Source organism: Aquirufa sp. (assembly GCF_964796385.1).
In genome coordinates this window covers 1-25,466 of sequence record NZ_CBAUBA010000038.1, presented here as the reverse complement: position 1 = coordinate 25,466, position 25,466 = coordinate 1, and the positions used below count along the sequence as shown (strand labels likewise).

General features: G+C 42.5%; 21 protein-coding genes and 1 pseudogene. 17 read left to right on the top strand and 5 right to left on the bottom strand.

From position 1 onward, the window contains the following. The 6 genes and pseudogenes from AC1W6K_RS10360 to AC1W6K_RS10335 form a co-directional block, all read left to right on the top strand. A pseudogene (locus AC1W6K_RS10360) lies at positions 1-552 on the top strand (RNA-binding protein); the annotation flags it as partial. Further along, positions 552-2,033 carry an FG-GAP repeat domain-containing protein gene (locus tag AC1W6K_RS10355; protein ID WP_481947424.1) on the top strand — a complete coding sequence of 494 codons (1,482 nt, stop codon included), beginning with the start codon at positions 552-554 and terminating at the stop codon, positions 2,031-2,033. The pseudogene AC1W6K_RS10360 and the gene AC1W6K_RS10355, both read left to right, overlap by 1 nt. Next, a complete protein-coding gene (locus tag AC1W6K_RS10350) occupies positions 2,030-4,534 on the top strand; it encodes a TonB-dependent receptor (protein ID WP_481947423.1) in 2,505 nt (834 codons plus the stop codon). Before AC1W6K_RS10355 ends, AC1W6K_RS10350 begins: the two co-directional genes overlap by 4 nt. Further along, positions 4,534-5,592, top strand: a complete 1,059-nt coding sequence (locus AC1W6K_RS10345) for a DUF4249 domain-containing protein (protein WP_481947422.1) — start codon at positions 4,534-4,536, stop codon at positions 5,590-5,592. Before AC1W6K_RS10350 ends, AC1W6K_RS10345 begins: the two co-directional genes overlap by 1 nt. 146 nt (positions 5,593-5,738) lie before the next feature. After that, positions 5,739-7,505, top strand: a complete 1,767-nt coding sequence (locus tag AC1W6K_RS10340) for an acyl-CoA dehydrogenase (protein ID WP_481947421.1) — start codon at positions 5,739-5,741, stop codon at positions 7,503-7,505. A gap of 24 nt (positions 7,506-7,529) precedes the next feature. Further along, positions 7,530-9,473, top strand: coding sequence for a M1 family metallopeptidase (locus AC1W6K_RS10335; protein WP_481947420.1), 1,944 nt, complete (start codon positions 7,530-7,532; stop codon positions 9,471-9,473). Between the two features lie 30 nt (positions 9,474-9,503). On the opposite strand, the gene AC1W6K_RS10330 is transcribed toward AC1W6K_RS10335, so the two are convergent. The 4 genes from AC1W6K_RS10330 to hemA form a co-directional block, all read right to left on the bottom strand. Then, positions 9,504-10,364: a prephenate dehydrogenase gene (locus AC1W6K_RS10330; RefSeq protein ID WP_481947419.1), complete on the bottom strand. Its 861-nt coding sequence runs from the start codon at positions 10,362-10,364 to the stop codon at positions 9,504-9,506. Next, positions 10,354-11,529 carry a pyridoxal phosphate-dependent aminotransferase gene (locus tag AC1W6K_RS10325; RefSeq protein WP_481947418.1) on the bottom strand — a complete coding sequence of 392 codons (1,176 nt, stop codon included), beginning with the start codon at positions 11,527-11,529 and terminating at the stop codon, positions 10,354-10,356. The genes AC1W6K_RS10330 and AC1W6K_RS10325 overlap by 11 nt, the downstream gene beginning before the upstream one ends. 156 nt (positions 11,530-11,685) lie before the next feature. Continuing rightward, complete coding sequence (locus tag AC1W6K_RS10320) at positions 11,686-12,147, bottom strand: regulatory protein RecX (RefSeq protein ID WP_481722388.1); 462 nt, start codon at positions 12,145-12,147, stop codon at positions 11,686-11,688. A 4-nt stretch (positions 12,148-12,151) separates the two neighbouring features. Further along, positions 12,152-13,423 carry a glutamyl-tRNA reductase gene (hemA, locus tag AC1W6K_RS10315; RefSeq protein ID WP_481947417.1) on the bottom strand — a complete coding sequence of 424 codons (1,272 nt, stop codon included), beginning with the start codon at positions 13,421-13,423 and terminating at the stop codon, positions 12,152-12,154. 107 nt (positions 13,424-13,530) lie between these two features. Here hemA and AC1W6K_RS10310 point away from each other — a divergent pair, with 107 nt between their 5' ends. Genes AC1W6K_RS10310 through AC1W6K_RS10280 form a run of 7 tightly spaced genes read left to right on the top strand, consistent with a single transcriptional unit; the run spans position 13,531 to position 20,652 of the window. Then, on the top strand, positions 13,531-14,355 hold the full coding sequence (locus AC1W6K_RS10310) for an SDR family oxidoreductase (protein WP_481947416.1): 825 nt from the start codon (positions 13,531-13,533) through the stop codon (positions 14,353-14,355). After that, positions 14,355-15,308, top strand: coding sequence for a YheT family hydrolase (locus tag AC1W6K_RS10305; RefSeq protein ID WP_481947415.1), 954 nt, complete (start codon positions 14,355-14,357; stop codon positions 15,306-15,308). The genes AC1W6K_RS10310 and AC1W6K_RS10305 overlap by 1 nt, the downstream gene beginning before the upstream one ends. A 4-nt stretch (positions 15,309-15,312) precedes the next feature. Further along, a complete protein-coding gene (gene serA / locus AC1W6K_RS10300) occupies positions 15,313-17,223 on the top strand; it encodes a phosphoglycerate dehydrogenase (RefSeq protein WP_481720573.1) in 1,911 nt (636 codons plus the stop codon). A gap of 1 nt (position 17,224) precedes the next feature. After that, a complete protein-coding gene (locus tag AC1W6K_RS10295) occupies positions 17,225-18,301 on the top strand; it encodes an aminotransferase class V-fold PLP-dependent enzyme (RefSeq protein ID WP_481720571.1) in 1,077 nt (358 codons plus the stop codon). Between the two features lie 12 nt (positions 18,302-18,313). Continuing rightward, the gene (locus AC1W6K_RS10290) at positions 18,314-19,306 is read left to right on the top strand and encodes a Gfo/Idh/MocA family protein (RefSeq protein WP_481947414.1); all 993 of its coding nucleotides are present in this window, start codon (positions 18,314-18,316) and stop codon (positions 19,304-19,306) included. Then, positions 19,299-19,949, top strand: a complete 651-nt coding sequence (locus tag AC1W6K_RS10285; protein WP_481947413.1) for a GDSL-type esterase/lipase family protein — start codon at positions 19,299-19,301, stop codon at positions 19,947-19,949. The genes AC1W6K_RS10290 and AC1W6K_RS10285 overlap by 8 nt, the downstream gene beginning before the upstream one ends. Continuing rightward, positions 19,939-20,652, top strand: a complete 714-nt coding sequence (locus tag AC1W6K_RS10280; protein WP_481947412.1) for an NUDIX hydrolase — start codon at positions 19,939-19,941, stop codon at positions 20,650-20,652. The genes AC1W6K_RS10285 and AC1W6K_RS10280 overlap by 11 nt, the downstream gene beginning before the upstream one ends. 89 nt (positions 20,653-20,741) lie before the next feature. On the opposite strand, the gene AC1W6K_RS10275 is transcribed toward AC1W6K_RS10280, so the two are convergent. Beyond that, the gene (locus tag AC1W6K_RS10275) at positions 20,742-21,458 is read right to left on the bottom strand and encodes a YebC/PmpR family DNA-binding transcriptional regulator (protein ID WP_395784826.1); all 717 of its coding nucleotides are present in this window, start codon (positions 21,456-21,458) and stop codon (positions 20,742-20,744) included. A gap of 109 nt (positions 21,459-21,567) precedes the next feature. Here AC1W6K_RS10275 and AC1W6K_RS10270 point away from each other — a divergent pair, with 109 nt between their 5' ends. From AC1W6K_RS10270 to AC1W6K_RS10255, 4 genes are all read left to right on the top strand, one after another. Continuing rightward, a complete protein-coding gene (locus tag AC1W6K_RS10270; protein WP_481947411.1) occupies positions 21,568-23,802 on the top strand; it encodes a DUF5916 domain-containing protein in 2,235 nt (744 codons plus the stop codon). Positions 23,803-23,825: 23 nt separating this feature from the next. Next, a complete protein-coding gene (locus AC1W6K_RS10265) occupies positions 23,826-24,335 on the top strand; it encodes a DUF2911 domain-containing protein (RefSeq protein WP_481720561.1) in 510 nt (169 codons plus the stop codon). A 122-nt stretch (positions 24,336-24,457) separates the two neighbouring features. Then, positions 24,458-24,826, top strand: coding sequence for a response regulator (locus tag AC1W6K_RS10260; protein ID WP_481720559.1), 369 nt, complete (start codon positions 24,458-24,460; stop codon positions 24,824-24,826). Between the two features lie 4 nt (positions 24,827-24,830). Then, positions 24,831-25,466: MBL fold metallo-hydrolase (locus AC1W6K_RS10255; protein WP_481947410.1), on the top strand; the 636-nt coding region annotated here is incomplete at its 3' end.

The window sequence follows — 25,466 nt, the reverse complement described above, 5'->3', positions numbered from 1 at the left end:
ATCATTGGATATAACCGAGGAGATGATTGGTATCCGATTAATAGCAAAGATGAAATAGGGAAGCAGATTCCGAGTATTATCTCTAAAAAGTATACGAAGTACAAAGATTTTGCAGGCAACACGATCGAGGAGTTATTCGGGGATAGTGAACTGAAAGGTGCTACTGAGCGTATGGTGAATACCTTTGAATCTATCTATTTGGAAAATAAAGGTAAGGGTAAGTTTGAGCGACATGATTTGCCAGCTTTAGCTCAAGTGTCCAAAGTGATGGTTTTACGCGCGGAGGATGTGGATAAGGATGGTCATTTGGATGTTATTTTGGGCGGAAATTTCAATGGAGCTTCGATGTATCAAGCGCGTTATGATGCCTTTTTTGGACTTATTTTAAAGGGTGATGGAAAGGGAGGATTTAAAGCGCTGGTACCTACGGATACTGGATTCTTACAAGAAGGAGATGTGCGCGACATCAAAATTGTTCAAACAACAAAAGGCCCATTGTATTTTGTGACACGTAATTCAGATCGCATGCAAGTGTTTAAAAAACTCAATTGATGCGTATAATCCTTGCAATTACCCTTTTCTCGGTGTTCTCGTATGAATTTCCAAGCTGCTCGAAAGATGTCACGGAAGGGGAAGCCTTAGCCAAGCAATATTGCCAGTCATGTCATGCATTTCCTGAACCGGGCTTATTGCCCCAAAATGTTTGGAAATACAGTACGCTTCCTTACATGGCGGTTTTTTTAGGTGTTTCTAAAGATATAGACCAATTACAAAAACCGCTTGCTGATTATGCAATCATGCGTCCTGCTTCGCAATTGATTCCGGATGCTGATTGGGACAAAATCAAAGAATATTATTTGACCAAGGCGCCTAAAGAATTAGACATTCCAGCCTATGCACCATTGGCTGAGGATCAATCTTTCTCTGTGGAAGATTTGCCAGTTGCCTTACCCAAGGGTACCATACCAAATTTCACGGCCGTTCGGATTGATGTTAAAAACCATCAGATTATTGCTGGGGATCAGTCGAATCGTGTGATTTGGGTTTTGGATGCGCAAGGAAAACCCATCCGAAAATCAGAGAATCAAAACGCGCTTACCTACATTGAACGATGGAAAGAGCAGTATTTGTATGTGTTTATAGGTACGACTACCCAAGCGAATCCGGATGTGAATGGATCTGTGCAAGTGATAGGAAAAGGGAAGTCTAAAGAACTATTGAAAGGATTAAATCGGCCAATTGAATTGAAGGCCGTTGACCTCGATGGAGATGGTCAAGTAGAACTTATATCGAGCGAATTTGGATTTATGGAGGGAGGAATGTCTGTTTGGAAGCAAAAGGGGAGCTCTTGGTCGAAAAAGGTGCTAAATACGCAAACTGGGGCCACCCACGTGGATTTTCGCGATTTTAATGGTGATGGCCGACCAGACATTGTGGCTTTATTTGCGCAAGGGGATGAACGAATTATGTTGTACACCAATCAGGGTGGGTTGAATTTCAGTGAGACTCGACTATTGCGTTTCCCATCAATTTACGGAACAAGTTCGTTCGATATGGGTGATGTGGATGGCGATGGAGATTTAGATATTGTATGCACGGCTGGGGATAATGCGGATTTTTCAACCATCTTAAAGCCATATCATGGCGTTTACGTATACACGAACGAAGGCAAAATGATCTTTAAGCAACAAGCTTTTTATCCTCAAAATGGAGCTACGAAAGTGATGCTTGCGGATGTAGACTCGGATGGCGATCAAGATATGTTATCGATTGCTTTATTTCCGGATGTGGAGAAGCGGCCGGCGGAAGGATTGATTTACTTCAAAAATTTGGGTAAATCGTTTGAGTTAAAAACTATTCCTGTCAATCACCTCGGTCGGTGGTCAGTGATGGATATTGGGGATATTGAAGGTGATGGAGATTTGGATGTGGTTTTAGGTAGCCATGCGGTTGCCAAGTTCCCTGCTGGCGGATTTGATCCTGCTTGGAAAAACTCCAAAGGGTTATTAATCTTGCGAAACAAACGAAAATGAGGTGTGGGCTATTAGCTGTGTTATTGTTGATTTCTTGTGCCGCATTTGGTCAAAAAAGGGGCTTTTTTATTTTTTCTGGAACCATTCAAGACCTGGAAACTAAGGCTCCCTTGGAAGGGGCTTCGGTATTGTTTTCGGGTTTATCAATCGGGGCTCGAACGGACTCATCCGGTCATTTTTCGTTGACTTTGCCTTCTCGTTCCTACCAAATTGTTTTTCGCAGTTTGGGCTATAAATTCAAAACGGGTCGGGTCGATTTAAAGGAAAATACACGCATGTCGGTATTCCTGGAGAAGGCAGAACAGATTTTAGATGAAGTCGTTATTTCGACGGAAAAGTCGGACGCAAATGTCAATCGGACCATCATGGGCGTTGAAAAAATGTCCAGCAAAACGCTGAAAAAGCTGCCAAATTTGATGGGAGAGGCGGATGTGATTCGAAGTATTATGTTGTTGCCGGGTGTGTCAACGGTCGGTGAGGGGGCATCTGGATTTAATGTGCGGGGGGGCAATGTGGATCAAAATCTCGTGTTATTGGACGGGGTTCCTTTGTTTAATACATCGCATTTGTTTGGATTTTTTACGGGTTTTAATGCCGACATGGTTCAGGATTTGAGCTTATATAAGGGTGGTATTCCGAGTATGTATGGCGGTCGGGCATCGTCAGTGTTAGATGTGCGCGTGAAGGAAGGGAATTTTGACCAGTGGGGAATCCAAGGGGGTGTGGGTCCGATTTCCAGCCGATTATTGTTTGATGGGCCTTTGGTGAAAGGAAAAACTTCTTTAATTCTTGGCGCCCGTGGTTCGGTCTCCGATTTTTATTTGGGATATTTTCCTAATCCGGCATTACAGAAAAGTAAAGCAGATTTTTATGATGTCAATTTTAAGTTGACGCATAAGTTGAATGAAAACCAACGAATCTCTTTATCTGGCTACATCAGTCATGATGGCTTTAAATTTGCATCGGATACCTTGTATTCATGGCAGACTCAGTCCATTAGTTTTAAGCATAACGCACTTTGGGGAATGCTAGCTCATAATTTTACGGCGTTCGTTAGTGATTATCGATATGGGATTGAGGGGATGAAAAAGGGTTTGGAATTTGATTGGAAACCATCGATTAAGCAGCAGACTTTGCGGGAGGATTTAAGTTTGGATTTGAAGGGGAAAGGCCGGCTCGACTTTGGTGCAGAGTTTAATCATTATCAAAATGATGCAGGAACATTTAGGCCTACTTCGGCATCGTCTGAAGTGAATGAATTCCCGATGCAGGTAGAAAATTCTCGGGAAATGGCGATTTATGTGGGGCATAGTTTGCCAATAGGTAAACGAATCAGTTTAGATTATGGCTTACGCTATGCTTATTTTCAATTGCTTGGCCCGTTGCAGACTTACCAATATCGGTTAGGAACGCCGCGTACTTTGAATTCGTTAACGGATACGCTACGTTTTGCGTCTTCAGAAGTGATTCAATCCTATAGCGGATTTGAGCCGCGGGTCTCTTTGGCAGTGAAATTGGATTCGAGTACCTCGGTGAAATTTGGATTTAACCGGATGCGGCAATTCATGCATTTATTGTCAAATACGATGGCGATATCGCCCGTGGATATTTGGAAGAATTCGAATGCCTATTTGCCTCAGCAGGTGGCCGATCAGTTTTCCATGGGAGTGTTTAAGAATTTTACCAATGCGCAAAATGCTATTTTTGAGGCTTCTGCGGAGTTTTATTACAAGCGTTTGGCTAATGTAATTGATTATGTGGACGGAGCGGCCTTGTACTTAAATCCAACGGTTGAGACGGAATTAGTCGTAGGAAAAGGACGTGCGTATGGGGCGGAATTTTTCTTAAAGAAGGCGCGCGGATTGCGGTTGACTGGTTGGGTATCGTATACGTATGCGCGGTCGTTCCGACAAGTGGGTGCAACAGAGGGTCAGTTTGCTGCCAATTTTGGCAAGGAATTTCCGGCGAATTTTGATATGCCACACAACTTTAAATTTGTCTTGAATAACCGTTTGACGAAACGCATTTCGTTTAATGCAAATTTTACCTACACGTCTGGTCGGCCTATCACCTATCCAAATGGCCGGTATAAGATTTATGCATTTAATGATTTATATGATTATGGCTATGCCAATGGTGTTTTTCCAAGACCGGGTTTAACGCCAACGACCTATCAATATGGCGGGTCGAATAATACCTTTTTGACGAGTACGACCATTAAGCCCTTGTTGGATGGCTATTCAAGTCCAAGTTTTACCTTGCGAAATCAGGAACGTATTCCATTCTACATGCGTATGGACATTGGTTTTACGGTTGAACCGAAAGAGGGAAAACGCTGGCAGGGGAGTTGGAATTTCTCTGTTTATAATATTTTATCGCGCCAAAACGCCTATTCAATCTTTTTCAGGTCTTCTACTGGCTTGATCAATCAGGCTCGAACGTATCAATTATCTGTGTTGGGAGCTGCGATTCCATCCGTCACTTATAATTTCAAGTTTTAATGAGGAGGATATTGGCATTTGTGGGCTTGTTAGGATTACTTTCGTGTGAAACGGAAATCACTGATTTTAGAACTAAGAACTTGAGTGATGCGGTTGTGGTATATGGTGAAATGTCTAATCTGGCAGGTCCATATACGGTTCGCTTGAATTATACATCGGGCTATTCGCCCTTTGATCCCACGCAGTTTCAGGGTGAGTCGATTCCGGGTGCGGATGTGCGTATTGTGGAAGAGTCTGGGTCGGCGATTGTTTTAAAGGAAATTCAAAAGGGGATGTATCAAACGCCGGCTTCATTCCAGGGTCAAGTGGGAAAAAAGTACCGGTTAAAAATTATGACGAAGGATGGTTTGGATATTGCTTCGAGCTGGCAAGTGCTTTCGGCGCCCACGGAATTGAAGACATTGAATTCCAAGTATGTGAATGCGGAAAAAGTGGAGGATATGTATTTTGAGATGCAGGCCAGTCTTCAGGATACGCGTGGGGTTGATGATTATTATTTCATCAAACGCCAAGATTTCATTCAATTTTTAACAACCTGCCCGACGCCACCGGCACCGCCAGCACCCGTGCCAATTTGCTATAGTAAGTGTTGGCAAGCTGTTCAAAACACGCAACCTATCTTAGTGGATGATGCTTTTTTGGATGGCCGCGAGATCAAGGTGCCTTTGGTTGCGATTCCGTATGATGATTTTACGGAGTGGTTTTTGCAGATGGAGGTGTATCATGTGGATAAGGCAACGCATCAGTATTGGAAGCGTCAAGAGGATCAACGCACCTTAGGTGGTGGGATATTTGATAAAGTTCCGGCGCAGATTATTGGTAATTTGACGTGTTTGAATAATCCGGATCGTCAGGTACTTGGTTATTTTATGGTGGCGGGTAAGACAAAAAAGCGGGTGCTCGTAGATCGTTATAATGGAATCCCTGGTGCATCCTATCAAAAGCTCATCAATCTGGTTAATTTCAAGAAATTACGTTATCAAGATTCACCTTTGTGGGATTGTCGGCAGGCCGCGTGGGTCCCCTATAATATCGGTTTGAATTTACCAGTTTACTGATTTTTAATCGCCTTTTTTTTCTTCACAACTCCTTACCTTTGGCAATCCTCCAAGGTTTGCCAAAGGTAGGTGGGGGAGTCGAAAGTAGTATGCTTGCATAATAAATTTTTTCTCTGCAAATTTGCTTCCATCTAAACAGAACAAGTATGCCAAGAGAATACGATCGCCGCAACCTCGATTTTATCCTAAAAGAGGTTTTAAATTATGGTTCTTTATGTCAATATCCTCATTTCGCGGATTATACGCCAGAGATGTTCGATATGGTTTTGGACTCTGCAGAGCAAATAGCAGAACGTCACTTACGACCTCATTTTGTCGATGCAGATCGTAAACAAGCTGAACTCGTAAACGGCACCGTTCAGGTCCACCTTTCGGTAGAAGCTTATGTAAAGGAAATGGGGGATTCAGGTATGATCGGGGCTACCTTTTCGTATGAGAAAGGGGGCCAACAACTCCCTTCGATCGTAGGTGGTGCAAATGAATTCATTCGCGGTGCGGCTAATAATTCCATTGTCATGTTTACCGGATTAAGTAACGGTGCCGCGCACTTAATTGCGAGTTTTGGATCAGAAGAACTTAAGCAGGCCTATGTTCCCAACATGCTGAATGGTAAATGGACAGGCACCATGTGTTTGACAGAACCACAAGCAGGAAGTTCGTTGAACGATGTGACGACAACTGCCAAAGATTTAGGAAATGGATCCTACGCCATCAAAGGCCAAAAAATATTCATCTCTGGAGGCGATAATCACTTTTCAGAAAACATCATCCACTTAGTTTTAGCCCGTTTAGAAGGAGCACCCAAAGGAACGAAAGGTATTTCATTGTTTGTGGTTCCCAAGCGCCGACAAGAAAACGGGGAATGGGTTTCCAACGAAGTTTTGTCGATGGGCCTCTATCACAAAATGGGGCAAAAGGCAACTCCAGCCTTACATTTATCCTTTGGCGATCAAGGCGATTCGATTGGCCACCTAGTAGGTGAGCCTAATAAAGGCCTCATGTACATGTTCCAAATGATGAATGAAGCACGTTTAGGCGTGGGCATGGGCGCCGCCTACATCGCTTCAGCTGCATATCATTTCTCCAAACAATATGCCTCAGAACGTAGCCAAGGAAGAAAGTTGACGAATAAAGATCCGGAGACTCCACCTACACTGATTCAAAATCATCCCGATGTGCAACGAATGTTGTACTATCAAAAATCAATCGTTGAAGGCGCGATGGGTCTTCTCTTCCAATGTTTTCTTTGGGAAGATTATTCAAAATGTTTAGAAGGAGATGCACAATTAGAAGCACAAATATTGTTGGATCTGATGACTCCTGTCGCGAAAACATATCCCGCCGAGCAAGGATTCTTAGCCGTTAATCAAGGGCTTCAAGTATTAGGCGGGTATGGGTATACTGAAGATTTTCCGCTGGAACAAATGGTACGTGATGCCCGAATTATGTCCATTTATGAGGGAACGACCGGTATTCACGGTTTAACTTTGTTGGGCCGCGGAATCCCAAGCGCACAAGGAAAAGCAGTTCAAGCTTTGGTAAAATTGATCCAAGCTGATATCCAAAAAGGGATGTCACAGGAGAAAACGAAACCCTACGCAGAGATGTTGGCCAACGAATTAGCTAGTCTCAATCAAGTAACCATGCACAAATTAAGCAAAGCCGCTCAGCCGGATGTATTCCTTGCCGACTCCACGTTGTATATGGAATTGTTTGGCTTGATTGTTGTTGCTTGGCAATGGTTGAAGCAAGGAAATGTGGCAGCGGAGGCGTTAGCAAATAATAGCGGCGAGCAAGCTTTCTACCAAGATAAGATCCATACCATGAAGTTTTTCTACCATTATGAGGTTCCTAAGGCCTTAGGTTTGACAAAACGTTTGCTTGATGACGAGATTTTAACCATTTTTGAATAATTTATTACCTATAACTTCATCCTAATGTTTAAAAAATTAATTACCCTAAGTTTCCTCTTTTGTACTGCCCAAACATTTGCGCAATACAATGCGTACGAATTATTTCATCCACTTTGGAATTATGGCCCCGTTTCTTCCGCTCGCTCTGCAGCCGGAACGCCTGGGCCCGCTTATTGGCAAAATGTCGCTGATTATAAAATATCCGCTTCATTAGACGACACCAAACGTAAGATTTCAGGGGATGTTGAAATTACCTACAAAAATAATTCTCCCGATAAATTGCCTTTTCTTTGGTTACAATTAGACCAAAATTCGTTTAACACGCAATCGCGCGGAGGCAAAACAACCCCTGTGTTGGGAGGTCGTTTTGGTAACGTCGCTTTTGATGGTGGTTATGCGATTGAAAGTGTTTTGGTTGATGGGAAACCGGCCAACTTTATTGTGGAAGATACCCGGATGCAAATTCGCTTAGCAACCCCATTAATGGAGAAAGCGGGTATCGCAAAAATCAAAATCGTTTATTCATTTACTTCCCCGAAAAACGGTTCAGACCGGATGGGAATTCAGGAAACCAAAAACGGCGATGTGTATACGGTTGCCCAATGGTTTCCACGCATGTGTGTATATGATGACATTGAAGGATGGAATGTGTTACCTTATTTAGGAGCAGGCGAGTTCTATCTAGAATATGGAAATTTTGAGTACTCCATCAATGTGCCTGCTTCACATATTGTGGTAGGTTCGGGTGAATTGTTGAATCCAGCGGAGGTGTACACAGCAGAGCAAATGAAGCGTTGGGCTGCAGCAAAAGCATCAGACAAAATAGTTGTTATTCGCTCAGCTGCAGAGGTCACTGATGCAGCTTCTCGTCCGGCTAAAGATCGTTTGACATGGAAATTTGCGATTAAGAATGCGCGTGATGTGGCTTTTGCTACCTCGAAAGCCTTCATTCAAGATGCAGCTATGATCAATTTGCCTAGTGGTAAAAAAGCTACCGCTGTTTCGGTTTATCCGATTGAATCAGACGGAGATAAAGCTTGGGCACGTTCTACTGAATACGTGAAGGCTTCCATCGAGCATTACTCGAATTGGTTATACGAATATACCTATCCAGTTGCTACGAATGTGGCGGGAATCGTTTCAGGTATGGAATATCCAGGCATTATTTTCTGCGGCTACCGCGACCAAACCGCGTCTTTATGGGGTGTGACAGATCACGAATTTGGTCACAACTGGTTCCCGATGATCGTAGGAACAAACGAACGTAAGTTCGCTTGGATGGATGAAGGGTTTAATACATTTATTAATTTCTACTCAACAGATGCCTTCAACAAAGGTGAGTACAAGAATCCAAAGTTTGATATGCATCAAATCGCTCCCCGCATGTTCCGTGCAGAAGCTGATCCGATCATGTCGATACCGGATGTTATTCAAGCACGTAATTTAGGTTGGGAGGCATACAATAAACCAGGTTTTGGTTTACGGATTTTACGTGAAAATATCTTAGGTGCAGATCGTTTTGATTACGCACTCAAGCAGTATATCAAAAATTGGGCTTTCAAACATCCGACACCACGTGATTTCTTCCGTGCCATAGAAGATGGTGCCGGCGAAGATTTAGGTTGGTTCTGGCGTGCCTGGTTCTACGAATTATGGAAACTTGATCAGTCGGTGAAAGATGTCGTTTACATTGATCAAGATCCTGCCAAAGGTGCTTTAATCACGATTGAAAACTTAGACAAGATGGCCATGCCAGCAATTGTTGAAGTTGAAATGGCAGGTGGCGCAAAAGAACGTTTCACGTTTCCAGTGGAGATTTGGCAGCGTGGTGCTTCATGGACATTTAAAACCGCAACTAACCTACCGATCAAATCGGTGACGATAGATCCTGACCATGTCTTCCCTGACATCAATGGAAAGAATAATACGTGGAAGCCTGTAGTTTACCGAGCTCCGAAAGGAAACTAAAAAAAAGCCCCGATGTAAGTCGGGGCTTTTTTAATGTTTATTCAGGATACGGCCAATATCGTTTGCCTTACCTAGCTCATCTTTCAATTTATCGTAACTTCCGGACAACATCAGTCCTTTGTATTTTAATAGGGTGTTAATGTATTCGTCTAATACATCGATGACATTCTCTTGGTTTTGATGAAAAATCTGACTCCACGTTTCCGGCGAAGATTTCGCCAAACGAACCGTAGATTCAAAACCCGTTGAAGCTAATTCAAAAATACGTTCCTCATTCTTTTCTTTTTCCAAAACTGTTGTTGCTAACGCAAACGAACAAATATGCGATATGTGTGAGATATAGGCCGTATGCACGTCGTGGTCAATCGATTCCATGTAAATCAAGTTCATGCCCAACCCATCTCGATATAAACTTTCAATAGTCTCTATAGTATCGGTCGAACTTAATTCCTTATCACAGATGACACCTCGTTTGCCCATAAATAATCCTTCAACCGCGGCTTCTGGACCTGAAAATTCCGTTCCAGCCATCGGGTGCGTGGAAACAAATTGCGCGCGTTTGGGGTGATTCTTCAATGCATTATATACAGGAGTTTTGGTTGAGCCAACTTCAATCACGATTTGGCCCGGCTTTAACTGATCCAAAACATGTGGAATGATTTGTACCAAAACGTCTACCGGTGTTGCGCAAACAAAGATATCCACGCGGTCAATGGCTTCTGCCAAAGGTAAAACTTCGTCAACTAACCGCAAGGAAAGCGCCTTGATCGCATGAGCTGGATTAGCTTCAATTCCAATAAGTTCCGATGCCCAGCCAGATGATCGTAAGCCTTTCGCGATAGATCCGCCTATTAACCCAATACCAATAATTCCAACTTTCTTAGATTCCATTGCTGTGATTTTTAATGCGATCTATCGCCGTTTGAAAAACCTCTTCTTTGGCACATAACGAAATCCGCACATACCCGTTGCCCTGTGTGCCAAAAATACCCCCAGGGGTGATAAACACCGCATTTTCATCCAATACCTGGTCGGAGAGTGCATAGCCAGTTTCAATGGATGCAGGCACGCGAGCCCAAACAAACATGCCGGTTTGCGCTGAATCATACACGCAATCCAATAAATCTAATAATTCAAATACTTTCTTTTGACGCGACTTATAGATTTCATTCTGACGAGCAAACCAAGATGAATCTGATGATAATGCCTTCACCGCAGCTTCTTGCAATGGTAAAAACATACCAGAGTCCATGTTGGACTTGAATTTCAACACGGGTCCCAATAATTCCGCCCGACCGAATGCCGCACCGATGCGCCAACCGGCCATATTGTGAGATTTGGAAAGTGAATTTAATTCAATGGCTACGTCTTTCATGCCGGGTACGGCCAACATGCTCATGGGATTATCATTCAAGATAAAACTGTATGGATTATCATTAACTAATAGTATAGAATGGCGAATCGCGAAATCGCGCAGTTTAGTAAAAAACGCTACATCTGCTTTGGCACCCGTGGGCATGTGTGGATAGTTCACCCACATGATTTTTACTTTAGACAAATCTTGTTTTTCCAAGGTATCTAAATCAGGCAGCCAACCATTCGCTTCCGTTAATTCGTATGCTTGAACCGTTGCCCCAGCCAGTGAGCACGCCGCTTGGTAAGTTGGGTAGCCCGGATTCGGAATCAACGTCACATCCCCTGCCTCTAAATAGGCCATGGCAATGTGCATGATGCCTTCTTTGGAACCGATTAATGGCAATATTTCAGAAGCTGGATCTACCGTCACCCCGTAATGTTTAGCGTAAAATGCTGCAAATGCCTCACGTAACGCAGGAATTCCTTGATACCCTTGGTAGGCGTGGTTGGCAGGATTAGCTGCAGATAAAGTCAAGGTTTCGATCGTTTCCGTAGCAGGAGCGAGGTCTGGACTACCTATACCTAGGTTAATGACGGGAATACCGGCGGCGCGCAATGCTGCGATTTGCTTGAGTTTTGTGGAGAAATAGTATTCCTCTACGGACTTTAAACGCGAAGCGGGTGAAATAGAAAAGCTCATATAATAAAAATGCCGACTCACAGGCCGGCGAAAATAAGTTAACATCAAAAACCTATCAAACCGGTTACGCGCAGACGTAGTATCCTGCGTAATAATAACCTAAGTAATAAGTAGTTGATTTGAAATCCATGTCTCAAAGGTAGGAAAAAAATGATTTTATGCAAATCCCTTCGGAAAAAGACCTTTCAAGACCTGAGAAACAAGACTAGGCTCGAAGCCTTTAGACAAACCCGTCCGGTAACACTTTTGGTATTTTTCGTTCGGAGTTCCTGATTTGAGCGAAAATGCTTTTTTTTCTAATAGGACTTTTAGGGCTTCGGTGTAATCTGCTTCTGCAATTTCATCCCAATGCGCTTGTATGTCCGAATCTGAAATTCCTTTTTTGCGCAATTCAAATTGAATTTTCCCGCGGCCCCACTTTTTCTGGTTGAATTTGGAGCGGATAAATAGACCAATGAATCTTTGCTCATTCAGGTAATTGTTTTCTTGCAACCACTGGATATAATCGTCCTGCAGGTCAGCGCCGTCTAATTCCTGAATTTTTAGTTTGATTTCTGAGATGCAGCGTTCCTGATAGGCGCAATAGCGGGCCAATTTAGTCAGTAATGCGCTGTCCATGCGATTAGGATTCGTGCTCTTCGAATTGCTCGAGGTTGAAGAGGTCATTCAATACATCCACCATAGCTTCAGAATCACCGCGTTTGCAAGCGGCTTTCAAATGAATGATGGGTTGTTTGATGATTTTTTGGACCAAAGAAGCTGTGATTTTTTCTAATTTCTCCACTTCTTCTGCACTTAGACCTTTCAGGTGACGATTGATTTCTTCTTTACGGATTTGCTCAAGCGCACCTTTTAACTTATGGATGGTAGGAGAAACTTCCATCTCTTTAGACCAATCATTGAAGCTATCTATGCTTTCCTCAATGATTACGCGCACATCTGGAATGGACGCCATACGAGCAGCTAAAGCTTCGTCTGCACGTTCTTTCAACGTGTCAATGTTATATAATAAAACTCCAGAAACCTTTTCTACACCCTCTTCGATACTGCGTGGTACGGATAGATCTATAAAATATTTAAATGAAAGCAATTGCATGGCTTTCAAATTCTCTTGTGTGATGATCGGCGAATCCGTGCGAATAGACGAAATAATGATGTCGGCCGCTTCGATTTCTTGGCACATATCTTCAAATGGAGCGACACGGAAGTTTTTCCCTTGGGCCACACGTTCAGCTTTTTCGATGGTCCGATTCATGACCGTCACCTCAGCAAAATCTTTATCCTCTAAGTTTTTACAAACGTCAATCCCAATTTCACCCAAGCCTAAAATAAGGACTTTGGGAGCAGCCAAAGCTTGCGATAATTCTTCAGCTAAGGCAACAGTGGCATATGAAACAGAAGCTGCTCCATCGCGGAACGAAGTTTCTTGCGCAACACGCTTGTTTGAATAAAATATGGTATGCATTAAACGATGCAAATACGGACCCGCCATGTTCAAATCAGCCGCTAGTTGGTACGCTCTTTTGATCTGATTAGGTATCTGTAAGTCACCTACAACTTTGGATTGTAAACCAGTAGCAACCTCAAAAAGGTGTATTAAAGAATCACTCGTTTCATCCATTTGAACGAAATAATGCGCATAATCAGTAATATTTGTTAATCCTTTTTCGATTAACAATGCCTTAATTAAGTCATTTGAGATAGATTCCGGAGAAGTATAGTATAGTTCGGTGCGGTTGCACGTCGATACAATCAATAATTCTTGTAAGCCAAATAAATCTTTACACTTGAGCGTAAAAGCGCGACTTTCTTCCTCGTTCATTGATACCATCTCACGAATCGTGAGTGGCGCACTGCGATGAGAAATACTTACTAACTTAAACGGTGTGATCATTCGATATAGGATGCAAAAACAAGTTTACAAAAGTACAACGCAAAAATTAAAATTTGACAAGTCTTTGCAATAAAATCGTAATTTAGATAAAGTTTAAATTGACTCACATGAACTTCAAAAACAAAACCGTTTTCATAACGGGTTCCTCACGTGGTATCGGCTTGGAAATAGCTAAAAAATTAGCCTCATTGGGTGCAAATATCATTATTGCCGCTAAAACAGCTGAGCCACATCCTAAATTGCAAGGGACTATTTTTTCCGCCGCAGCTGAAATCGAACGCTTAGGAGGTCGTGCCCTGCCCTGCATGGTTGACATTCGTGATGAAAATCAGGTTTTTGGAGCGGTCAATCAAGCGGTTGCCACCTTTGGAGGGATCGATATTGTAATCAATAATGCTTCAGCTATCCAGTTGACCGGATCACTTCAAACAGAAATGAAGCGCTTTGATTTAATGCACGGCGTAAATGCCCGAGGAACATTCTTGGTTTCGCGTGCATGTTTACCTCATTTACTCAAGTCTGAAAATCCACATGTCTTAACCCTTTCGCCTCCTTTGAATTTTGAGGCACGTTGGTTTAAGCATCATGTAGCCTATTCGATGGCAAAATTTGGTATGTCATTAGTAACGCTGGGGATGTCAGCTGAATTTGAGGGTAAAGTTGCTTTTAATTCATTATGGCCGCGGACTATTATTGCCACAGCTGCTATCGAATTTGCGGTTGGGAATGGTGAGATGATGCGGAATGCGCGTAAGCCAACGATCATGGCGGATGCTGCCGCTGAAATTTTAGCACGTGATTTTAAAACTTGTTCAGGAAATTATTTTATCGATGACGCCGTCTTAGCTGAGGCTGGGGTTACTGATTTTAGTTCGTATAAAGTTGATCCCAATGTGGACGACCGTTCTTTAATTCCAGATTTCTTTATTTAATGCACGCATACAAGCCGCCAATTTGGTTGCCAGAGGGTCATTCGCAAAGTATTTATCCGGCACTTTTTCGGGAAATACCTGAAACCCATGCTTACACAGAGCGATTGGAATTGCCAGATGGTGATTTTTTAGATTTAGATTGGCATATACGTTCCGGGGAACTGATCCAAAAACCGTTGCTTATTGTTTCTCATGGCTTGGAGGGTGGCAGTCGGCGGCATTACATCACCGGTCTAATTCGCTCTCTTCCTGATTTTCATGCGCTCGCCTGGAATTATCGGAGTTGCTCAGGGGAGCCAAATCGAAATTTGCGGTTTTACCACAGTGGAGCCACGGATGATTTAGATTACGTTATCAACCATGCGATTTCGCTGGGCGTCCGTGATATCTTCCTGGCTGGGTTTAGTTTAGGTGGCAACTTGACCTTAAAATGGTTGGGGGAAAATGGGGAAAAAGCTTCAAAATTCGTTCGAAAAGCTGTAGCATTTTCTGTACCTTTACACCTTTCCAGCAGTAGTCAGCAATTGGCCCGTTGGGGAAACCGCCTCTACACGCATCGCTTCTTACAAACGCTATTAGAAAAAGTAACTGAAAAGTCGGCCCGATATCCACAAGATATTACGCCGGCCATGCTTTCTTCCATTGGTAGTTTGTACGATTTTGATAATGTAATTACGGGGCCTTTACATGGATTTAAGGATGCTGAGGACTATTATGAACAAAATAGTTCCTTGTATTTCATAGGTGGGATTCGCGTTCCGACCCTCGTGGTCAACGCGAAAAACGATCCATTTTTATCGCAGGAATGTCTTCCTGAAGTGATTCAGTCCGACTATGTTCAGATTGAATTGTCTAAACAAGGAGGGCATTGCGGTTTTTTCCCTCGTAACTACCGAGGTAAAACTTGGTCCGAGCAGCGGGCTGAAGCATGGTTTAAGGAAATTGAAATTTGATAATATGTCAACTAAGGAGCTGGAACAATTAACGATTGTCATTGATTTTGACAGTACATTCACGAAAGTCGAGGGACTCGATGAATTAGCGCGTATCGCTTTGGAAGGGAATGCCAAACAAGGGGAGATCGTTGGAAAAATTCGCGAAATCACCGACAAAGGGATGACCGGAAATTATTCATTCGCAGATTCGTTGCGAGATCGCGTGGCGTTATTGCCTGCGAATCGTTCGCATGTTGACCTGTTAATCACCTTCTTAAAAGGAAAAATTTCTGAGTCATTTAAACGCAATAAAGCGTTTATTAAAGAACATGCAGATCAAATTTTGATTGTCTCCAGCGGCTTTAAAGATTTTATCGTTCCTGTCGTAGAGGAGATGGGTATTGCAGCTGCGAATGTGTATGCGAATACGTTTACGTATGCGGCCGACGGCACCATTACGGGATATGATCAAGCCAACTTGCTTTCACAAGATCGCGGCAAAGTAAGTTTATTGCAATCTTTAGCCTTAGACGGAGAAGTCTATGTGATCGGTGATGGATATACAGATTACGAATTACGCGAGGCCGGTTTGGCCAATAAATTCTTTGCATTTACAGAGAACGTTTCACGCAAAGCGGTGACCGATAAAGCGGATTTTGTTGTCCCATCTTTGGATGAGTTTTTATATCTCAATGGCTTAAGTCGGGCACAGTCCTATCCTAAATCACGTATCAAAGTTTTATTATTAGAGAACGTACACCCGGCGGCGGTTCAAGTATTTAAAAAAGAAGGCTTCCAAGTTGAGCTGTTGAAGGGCGCTTTAGACGAGGATGAGCTGATTGAGAAAATCAAAGATGTTTCTATTATAGGTTTGCGTTCAAAAACCAATTTGACAAAGAAGGTACTCGAACATCCAAATGCAGCTAGATTGATGTGTGTGGGGGCTTTTTGCATTGGTACCAACCAAATTGATTTGGCGGAATGTGAGAATCGTGGAATTGCCGTTTTTAACGCGCCTTATTCAAATACACGAAGTGTTGTGGAATTATCAATCGGTTTAATGGTGATGTTGACCCGTAACATTTTCGAAAAATCTACGAAGATGCACGCCGGTATTTGGGATAAATCAGCGACTAATTCATATGAAATTCGGGGTAAGAAAATCGGTTTAATTGGTTACGGAAATATCGGAACACAGATTTCAGTTATTTCGGAGGCGCTCGGAATGGAAGTTTATTTTTTCGATATCGTAGACAAATTAGCGCTCGGTAATGCGAAGAAATGCAATAGTCTAAAAGAATTATTATCAACCGTTGATTTCGTGAGTATGCACGTGGATGGGCGAAAATCAAATACGGATATATTTGGCCAACAAGAATTTTCGTGGATGAAGGACAATGCCATCTTCCTAAACTTGTCGCGTGGGCATGTTGTTCAAATCCCAGCATTAGTGGAGGCGATTAAGTCAGGTAAGGTTTGGGGTGCGGCAATTGATGTATTTCCGTATGAGCCTAAAACGAATGATGAGGAATTTATCAATGAGTTGCGCGGCTTACCCAATGTAATTTTGACGCCACATATCGGTGGAAGTACGGAAGAAGCGCAAGCAAATATCGGGGAGTTTGTGCCTTCGAAGTTGTTGCAATTCATGAATAATGGAAGTACCTATGGTTCTGTGAATTTTCCAGAATTGCAGTTGCCGCCTTTGGAAAATGCACACCGCTTATTGCATATACACCACAATGTGCCGGGTATATTGGCACAAATCAATAATGTATTTGCCAAATATCATGTGAATATCATCGGTCAATATTTGAAAACGACGGAGCAGACGGGTTATGTGATTACGGATGTCGCGAAAGAATATGCGGAGGAAATTGTCAATGAGTTGAAATTGATTGATAACACGATCAAATTCAGAATGTTATATTAATATGAGCACGTTTTTTACACCCGGTCCTGCTGCCTTATTTCCTACTGTTGAGGCACATTATGCAGCAGCATTTCGTCAAAATATTGGATCGATTTCACATCGTTCGGGGGCATTTCGTAAGATTTACCAACATACCGATGAGCAGTTGCGCCAATTATTTGCCTTGCCGAAAGAGACTGCGGTGTTATTCACAGGATCGGCTACGGAAATTTGGGAGCGAGCGATTATGAATTCCGTGGAGCATGAAAGTTTTCACTTGGTGAATGGGTCGTTTTCGAAGAAGTTTTTTGATTTTTCACAAGAGCTTCACAAATATGCGCATGCGATGCACAAACCTTTTGGTGAGGGTTTTGATGCGGCAGAAGTGACGGTACCAGAATATGCTGAGTTGATTTGTTGCACGGCTAATGAAACCAGTTCGGGTGTTCAGATGCGCGCGGCTGAGATCCATAAGATTAAGAAGGCACACAAAGATAAGTTGGTGATGGTGGACATGGTTTCATCCGCTCCTTATCCGAATTTAGATTTCAATTTAGTTGATTCCGCGATGTTTTCGGTGCAAAAAGCATTTGGAATGCCGGCAGGTTTAGGTGTTTGGATTGCGAATGAAAAGATGCTAGCGAAGGCGGAGCGCATGAAACTTCACGGCGAAACCGTGGGAACCTATCATTCACTTCCGAGTCTTTGGGAGAATTATAAGAATTTCGAAACTCCTGAAACGCCCAATGTGATGGGGATTTATGTGTTGGGTAAAGTGGCAGAGGATTTCAATCGCATTGGTGTGAACGTTATGCGGAAGGAGACAGATCGCAAAGCAAAAGCTTTATATGATTTTGCAAAGAAGTCGGACCAATTTGACATATTTGTAACGAATGAATCACATCGTTCGGCGACTGTCGTGGTCTTAAACTGCAAGCAGATGGCTGGCGATGTGATCAAACAAGTACAGGCAAAAAATGACTTTATTTTGGGTGCGGGATATGGAAAAATGAAGGAGACTCAAATACGTATTGCAAATTTTCCTGCAGTAAATTTAGACCAGGTGGAGGCTTTAATAGCTACTTTGGGTTCCTTATAATTTAAACCGACTATGAAAACAGATCAACCCATTCGTTGGGGCATACTCGCATGCGGAGGCATTGCGCGTAAATTTGCCGACGATCTTACGCATGCCAAAAATGGCTATTTAGCCGCTGTTTCCTCTCGGGATATCAAACGGGCTCAGGAATTTGCTTCCCATTATGACTCATCTGTGAAGACCTTTGGGTCGTATGAGGAAATGCTTTCGAGTGGCGAAATCGATGTTGTTTACATTGCTTCGCCGCATGGCTTGCATTATGAGCATACGCTATTGTGTTTGGAAGCGGGTATTCCTGTGTTATGTGAAAAGGCTTTCGCCATCAATAGCATGCAGGTTGCTGCGATGATTTCGAAGGCGCGTGAAAAGAAGCTGTTTTTAATGGAGGCTTTGTGGACACGTTTTCATCCGTCTATTGCCAAATTACAAGAGATTATTGCATCGGGTGCCATCGGCGAAATCAAGCATGTGGTTGCAGATTTTGGCTTTAAGGCGGTTTATGATGAGGAGGCGCGTTGGTTTAATCCGCATTTGACAGGTGGATCTTTGTTGGACATCGGTATTTATCCTTTATTTATTTCGAAACTGTTATTAGGCCAACCGCTTGAAATGAAGGCGACGGGTGTGATGGCTCCTTCGGGTGTAGACATGAATTGTTCGATTGCTACGAGCTATGCATCAGGTGCTACGGCAAGTTTATTTTCGACATTTGCTGCGCAAACGGATACAACATGTACGGTATATGGTACGCTTGGAAAAATTTATATGCATCCGCGTTTTCATGAAACGAAGGGAATGACCTTGACGATTTATGGTGGGGTGGAGACTGTGATGGAGACGGAGCGTTTGGGTTGGGGCTATAGTTATGAGGCGGATGCGGTGCAGGAAGATTTGCATGCAGGACGCGCGGAAAATGCTTGGATGTCGCATCAATTTAGCCAGGAATTGATGGGTTTATTAGATGAAATACGTGCTCAGATAGGTTTAACATATCCAAATGAATAAGATATTAGTTGCCTTATTGCTTTTTGTAAGCAGTAGTTTACTGGCTCAAAATAAGCTCAATAAGTATGAGAAAGAGATTTTAGCTTATGAGAAACAAGACTCGTTGGCCATGCCCGCCAAAGGACAAATGCTTTTTATTGGCTCTTCAAGTTTTAGATTATGGAAGACATTTACTAGGGATATTCAGGGGTTACCATCCGCGATTAATCGTGGATTTGGTGGGTCTACCTTAGCTGAGGCCTTATATTATTTTGATCGTATGGTGGCAAAGTATCAGCCTACATGGGTTTTTATGTATGAGGGGGATAACGATTTGTCCCAGGGCAAGGCGCCTGTGGTGATTGCTGCGGAGTATGATGAGTTTAAAGCGCGTTTAGCTAAACAGGTGCCAGGTGCAAATTTTGTTTATGTGGCGGCTCGGCCGAGTATTGATCGAGTAGCTTTACGGGAAAAACAAAGAGAGTTAAATGCATTAATTAAGGCTAAAGGGGGATATTTTATAGATATGCATTCGCCATTTTTCTTGCCCGATGGGTCATTAATGACCGATATTTTTGTAGCGGATAGGCTCCATTTAAATGAGAAAGGATATGTAATTTTTGCGAATCAAATTCGCGCATTTGTTCTAAAATATGTTAAGTAGATTTAAACAAACAGAACTTTGGTTGCCAGGAATTTCCGTTGACTGTGTGATTTTTGGTTTCCATGAAAATCAGTTGAAAGTCTTATTGCTGAAATTTCACAATACGCATGTCTGGTCTTTGGCCGGTGGGTTTGTGGGGGTGGAAGAAAATGTTGATCAGGCGGCGGCGCGGGTATTGTACGAGCGTACCGGATTAACAGATATTTACTTAGAGCAATTTTATACCTTTGGCGATTTAGAGCGGAATGATCGAGCTGCGGAGGAGCATCGAAGCGTTACTACGGCGATGGGATCCCCCGATGATGATTTATCTTGGATGTCAAAGCGTTACATAACCATTGGTTATTATGCCTTGGTTGATTATTCCAAGGTGGTGGTTAATCCTGGAGATATTTCAGATGCCGCAGATTGGGTTGATATTGCAGCCCTACCTCATCTATTTTTAGATCATAATAAGATTGTGAATAAGGCTTTAGAAGCCATGAGGCAGTCCTTGGATGAAAAATTAATTGCTTTTGAATTATTGGGGGATACCTTTACAATGTCGGAAATTCAAGCGGTGTATGAGACGATTTTGGACAAAAAAATTGTGCGGACTAATTTTCAGCGCAAGATGTTAAGTTTAGATATTCTCGTGCGGATTGAAAAGAAATTCACCGGAGGCGCTCACAAAGCACCGTATTTATATCGTCTGAAACCGTAGGACTCGGATTCATGGTTTTGAGCTTTGGCAAACCTTTGAGGTTTGCCAAAGCTAAGGGGAAAAACACATGTTCCCTATTCAGGAAATGACTATCCCATATTATGGTAGACGTTCTGCACATCGTCGTCTTCCTCAAGTCGCTCGATGAGTTTTTCAACATCGGCCACTTGCGCATCTGTCAATTCTTTCGTTTCATCTGGAATACGCTCGAAATCCGCACCCATTAATTCATATCCACGCTCTTCCAAAAATTTCTGTATCCCACCGAATGCCGTGAACTCACCATAAATGTTGATTTGATTCGTCTCCTCATCTAAAAATACTTCGTCACCACCTAAGTCAATCAACTCAAATTCCAATTCCTCCAAATCGATTTCCGGTTTGGCGGCAATTTTAAAGACTGATTTGCGGGCGAAGATGAAGTCCAACATCCCCGTAGTTCCTAAAGATCCGCCACATTTTGTAAATGAGGAACGGATATTTGCCACGGTACGGTTAATGTTATCTGTGGTTGTTTCTACTAAAATCGCGATGCCATGCATCGCATATCCTTCGTACACAATCTCTTTGTAATCCTCTTGGTCCTTCGAAGTCGCACGTTTGATTGCGCGCTCTACGTTTTCCTTTGGCATATTAACGGCCTTTGCATTTTGAATGATGGCACGTAAACGCGAATTCGATGCAGGATCGCCGCCACCTGCTTTCACAGCAATCACGATGTCTTTACCTATTTTGGTGAAGGTTTTGGCCATTTGGCCCCAACGTTTAAACTTTCTCGCTTTTCGGAATTCGAAGGCTCTTCCCATGGGTAGTCTCGGTTAAATATGGTACAAAAATAATCAAGCCCCATAAGACCCACAAGTCTCATGTGAAAATAACTTACCTTTGTTTTTCTGTAAGACCTATTTGAAACCTATGAATCGATTGCTACTTCTCGTTTGCTTCCTATTATTGTTTGTTGGCCATGCCAATGCGCAAAAAATCAACGAACGTTTCCAAGTAAATATCAAAAAAAGTACGGGGCAGATTAAAATCGATGGGGTATTAAATGAAAACGCTTGGCTAGAATCAGCCGCAGTGAGCGACTTCGTCATGTGTAATCCCTACGATTCTTTGTGCGCGCAGGTTCGTACAGATGTAAAAATTGCCTACGATGACAAATATATATACATATCAGCGGAATGTTTTTTGAAAGAACCTGGCGCTTATGTAGTTGAATCCATGAAGCGGGATTTTGCTTTTGGTGTGAATGATAATTTTCTAGTTTTTATCGATACGTTCGAAGATAAAACGACCGGTTTTGCATTTGGTGCAAATGCCGCAGGTGCGCAATGGGACGGCCAGATGTCAGAAGGGGCCAAAGTAAATCTGAATTGGGATAACAAATGGGAATCCGCTACGACCTACAAAACCGATTCATGGATTTTTGAAGCAGCCATTCCGTTTAAGTCGATCCGATACAAGGATAATGTGAAGCGCTGGGGCATCAACTTCTCTCGCTATGATTTAAAGGCCAAAGAAAAATCTGCTTGGGCACCTGTGCCACGTCAATTTCCAACAGCCTCGCTCGCTTACGCTGGAGTGCTTGTTTGGGATACCCCTCCACCGGCTCCCAAAAAGAACATTTCGTTTATTCCGTATGTGTTATCGGGGGCGACTGCCAACTATGAGTCGAAATCCCCAACGACCTTTCGGAATCAAATCGGAGGAGATATTAAGGTTTCGATTAATTCGGGTTTGAATTTAGATATGACCCTAAATCCGGATTTTTCGCAGGTGGATGTGGATCGCCAACAAACCAACTTGGACCGCTTTGAGTTGTTTTACCCGGAAAGAAGGCAGTTTTTTATTGAGAATTCAGATTTGTTTGATGGCTTTGGAACTGAGAGTATTCGGCCATTTTTCTCGCGGCGGATAGGAATAGCCCTCAATCCCAAAACCGGTATTTATGAACAAACACCCATTACCTATGGTGCCCGTTTGAGTGGCAAATTAAATCAAGATTGGCGCATTGGCGCGTTGAATGTGCAGTCGGAGCGCATCGACGCAAAAGGTATTCCAACGCAAAACTTTTCGATGGTGGCACTCCAACGGAAGCTATTTGCTCGGTCAAACTTTGGTGTTTATATGGTCAATAAACAGTCATTTATTGACACCGAGTTGCAAAAAACAAATGGATTTCAGTCCTATAACCGGGATGTAGGATTTGAGTATAATTTAGCGTCCAAAGATAATTTTTGGACGGGCTCGCTTTTCTATGCGAATACAATCAGTCCGTTAAACAAAGCGCGTGACTTTTCTCAAGCGGCTTCATTAGCTTACGCGGATAACGATTGGGCTTTCTCGATTAAAGAACAGTGGGTTGGTGAGAATTATAACCCGGAAGTTGGCTATGTTCCTCGTGTCAACTACCTCGAGATTCAACCCGAAGCGGCCAAAATATTCTATCCTAATAATAAAAACACTAATTTATTTTATACGACATTGAAGGTGATGTCCGTGTCTTTTTGGAACAACCAAGGGGCATACACAGATAACACAACATATGTATCCTACAGTGGTACGATGAAAGATCGCTCTAACTTTGGCGTTTTTTTATCGCATGATTTTGTCAAGTTGCAGTACAATTTCGATGCTACGCGAATGGGCAATACCGCTCTTTTGCGTGGTTCAGAGCATGATTGGTATGCCTTGAATATGCGTTATAGTTCATCACCCATAAAAGCATTTACCTATTTATTGACCTCGCGTGTGGGTGGATATTTTGGAAATGGCTGGCGCACAGGGATCACGGGTGATATTGGTTATCGATTCCAGCCTTTTGGCTCCGTTTCGGTGGCGGTTGATTATAATGACATCCAGGATGTGGAAATTCCGGGTACTGAAAAGATGGCTGCCAAAAAGGTTTCCTCGCAGTTTTGGATTGTTCGCCCGAAAATAGATATTACATTTTCAAACAAATTGTTCTTTGCTACGTTTTTTCAATTGAACCAACAAACCAAAAATATCAATTTGAATGCGCGACTTCAATGGCGTTATAAACCAGCTTCGGATTTGTTTTTGGTGTATACGGATAATTATTTTCCGGAGACCTTTCAAATTCGGAACAGATCTTTAGTGTTGAAATTGAATTATTGGCTTAATTTGTAAAAAAATTTAAACGAAATCGAATTATGAAAAAGTACTTAGTGATTTTAATGAGTGTGTTGAGTTTTGGTGCTTTTGCACAAAAAGCTCCTGCATCGCCACCAGCAGTTGTTATTCAAAAAGTGGGCAAGACAGAAGTTATGGTAAAATACGCGAAGCCTTCTGTAAAGGGACGTTTGGTGTTTGGTACTAAAGAACAAAAAGCGTTAGTCCCTTACGGAGAAGTTTGGAGAACAGGAGCGAATGATGCGACAATCATCGAATTTTCGAATGATGTTACAATCCAAGGAAAGCCGTTGGCAAAAGGAGTTTACTCTTTATTTTCTATCCCGGGCCCTACCGAATGGACGGTTATTTTTAATAGCGATTCAAAGCAATGGGGTGCATATACCTACAAAGCAGAAAAAGATGTGTTGCGCGTAACTGGAAAAGTTAGCGAGCATGCGATGACTGAGCAATTCAACATCAGTGTATCTCCAGAAGGACAAATTAGCCTAGATTGGGATAAATCATCTGTTTCCATCTATGTGAAATAAGTGATTCAAATTCTTTTTAAAAGCGACCTCAAAAGGGTCGCTTTTTTTATTGCTTAATTTCTTTTGTTTCCCTATTTTTACCCAATTGTGAGGTTTCCCTCTATCATGTATAACGTACTCCTATGAAAAAAGTATTGATCGCCGAAGATAGTTCTGTCATCCAAAATTTAGCGCGTAAAATTTTAGAGTTTCAAAATTTTGAGATTCATGCAGTTAAGAATGGCCAGCAAGTGTTAGACGAATTAGCTAAAGCTGATTTTGATGTGCTTTTATTGGATATCAATATGCCTGTAATGGACGGTATGGATTGCGCCAAAGCCGTTCGTGCACTCGCCGATTCCCAGAAATCAAAAATTCCGATGATTGCCATTACAGGTAATGCACGTAATTATTCCATGGAAGATTTCAAGGCCGCGGGTTTCAATGATTTCTTGGCCAAGCCACTTAATTTTGACGCACTCGTTTCGACAGTTAAGTCATTAACTGAATAATTCGATGTCCCAGGTCCACGTAAGGTTTCTGGGTACGGGGACCTCTCAAGGGATTCCGATGATTGCCTGTTCCTGTGAAGTTTGTCGCTCCACAGATCCATGCGATCAGCGCCTTCGTGTTTCCATGCATATTGAAACCGAAGGCAAAAGTTTCATCATTGATACGGGGCCAGATTTTCGCCAACAAATCTTACGGGCGGGTATTCAGCGCGTAGATGCTGTTTTATATACCCACGAACATAAGGATCATACCGCAGGTATGGATGATATTCGCGGATTTAATTATGCCCAAAAGTCAAGTATTCCTTTGTATGCACAAGCCCCCGTTATCGAGCAATTGAAGCAGGAATTTGCCTATGCTTTCGCTGAAGACAAGTATCCAGGAGTACCTGAAATCGAAGTGCACGAAATTGAAAATCGGCCATTTATCATTGCTGGCGTTTCAATCATTCCCATTTTAGTTAAGCATTATTATTTAGACGTGCTTGGCTTTCGTTTTGGAGATTTTACGTACATCACGGATGCTAATTTTATTTCCGACGAGGAGCTCGATAAGGTCAGAGGATCCAAAGTCATTGTCATAAATGCACTCCGTAAAACGACGCATATTTCGCACTTTACACTTGACGAAGCACTCGAG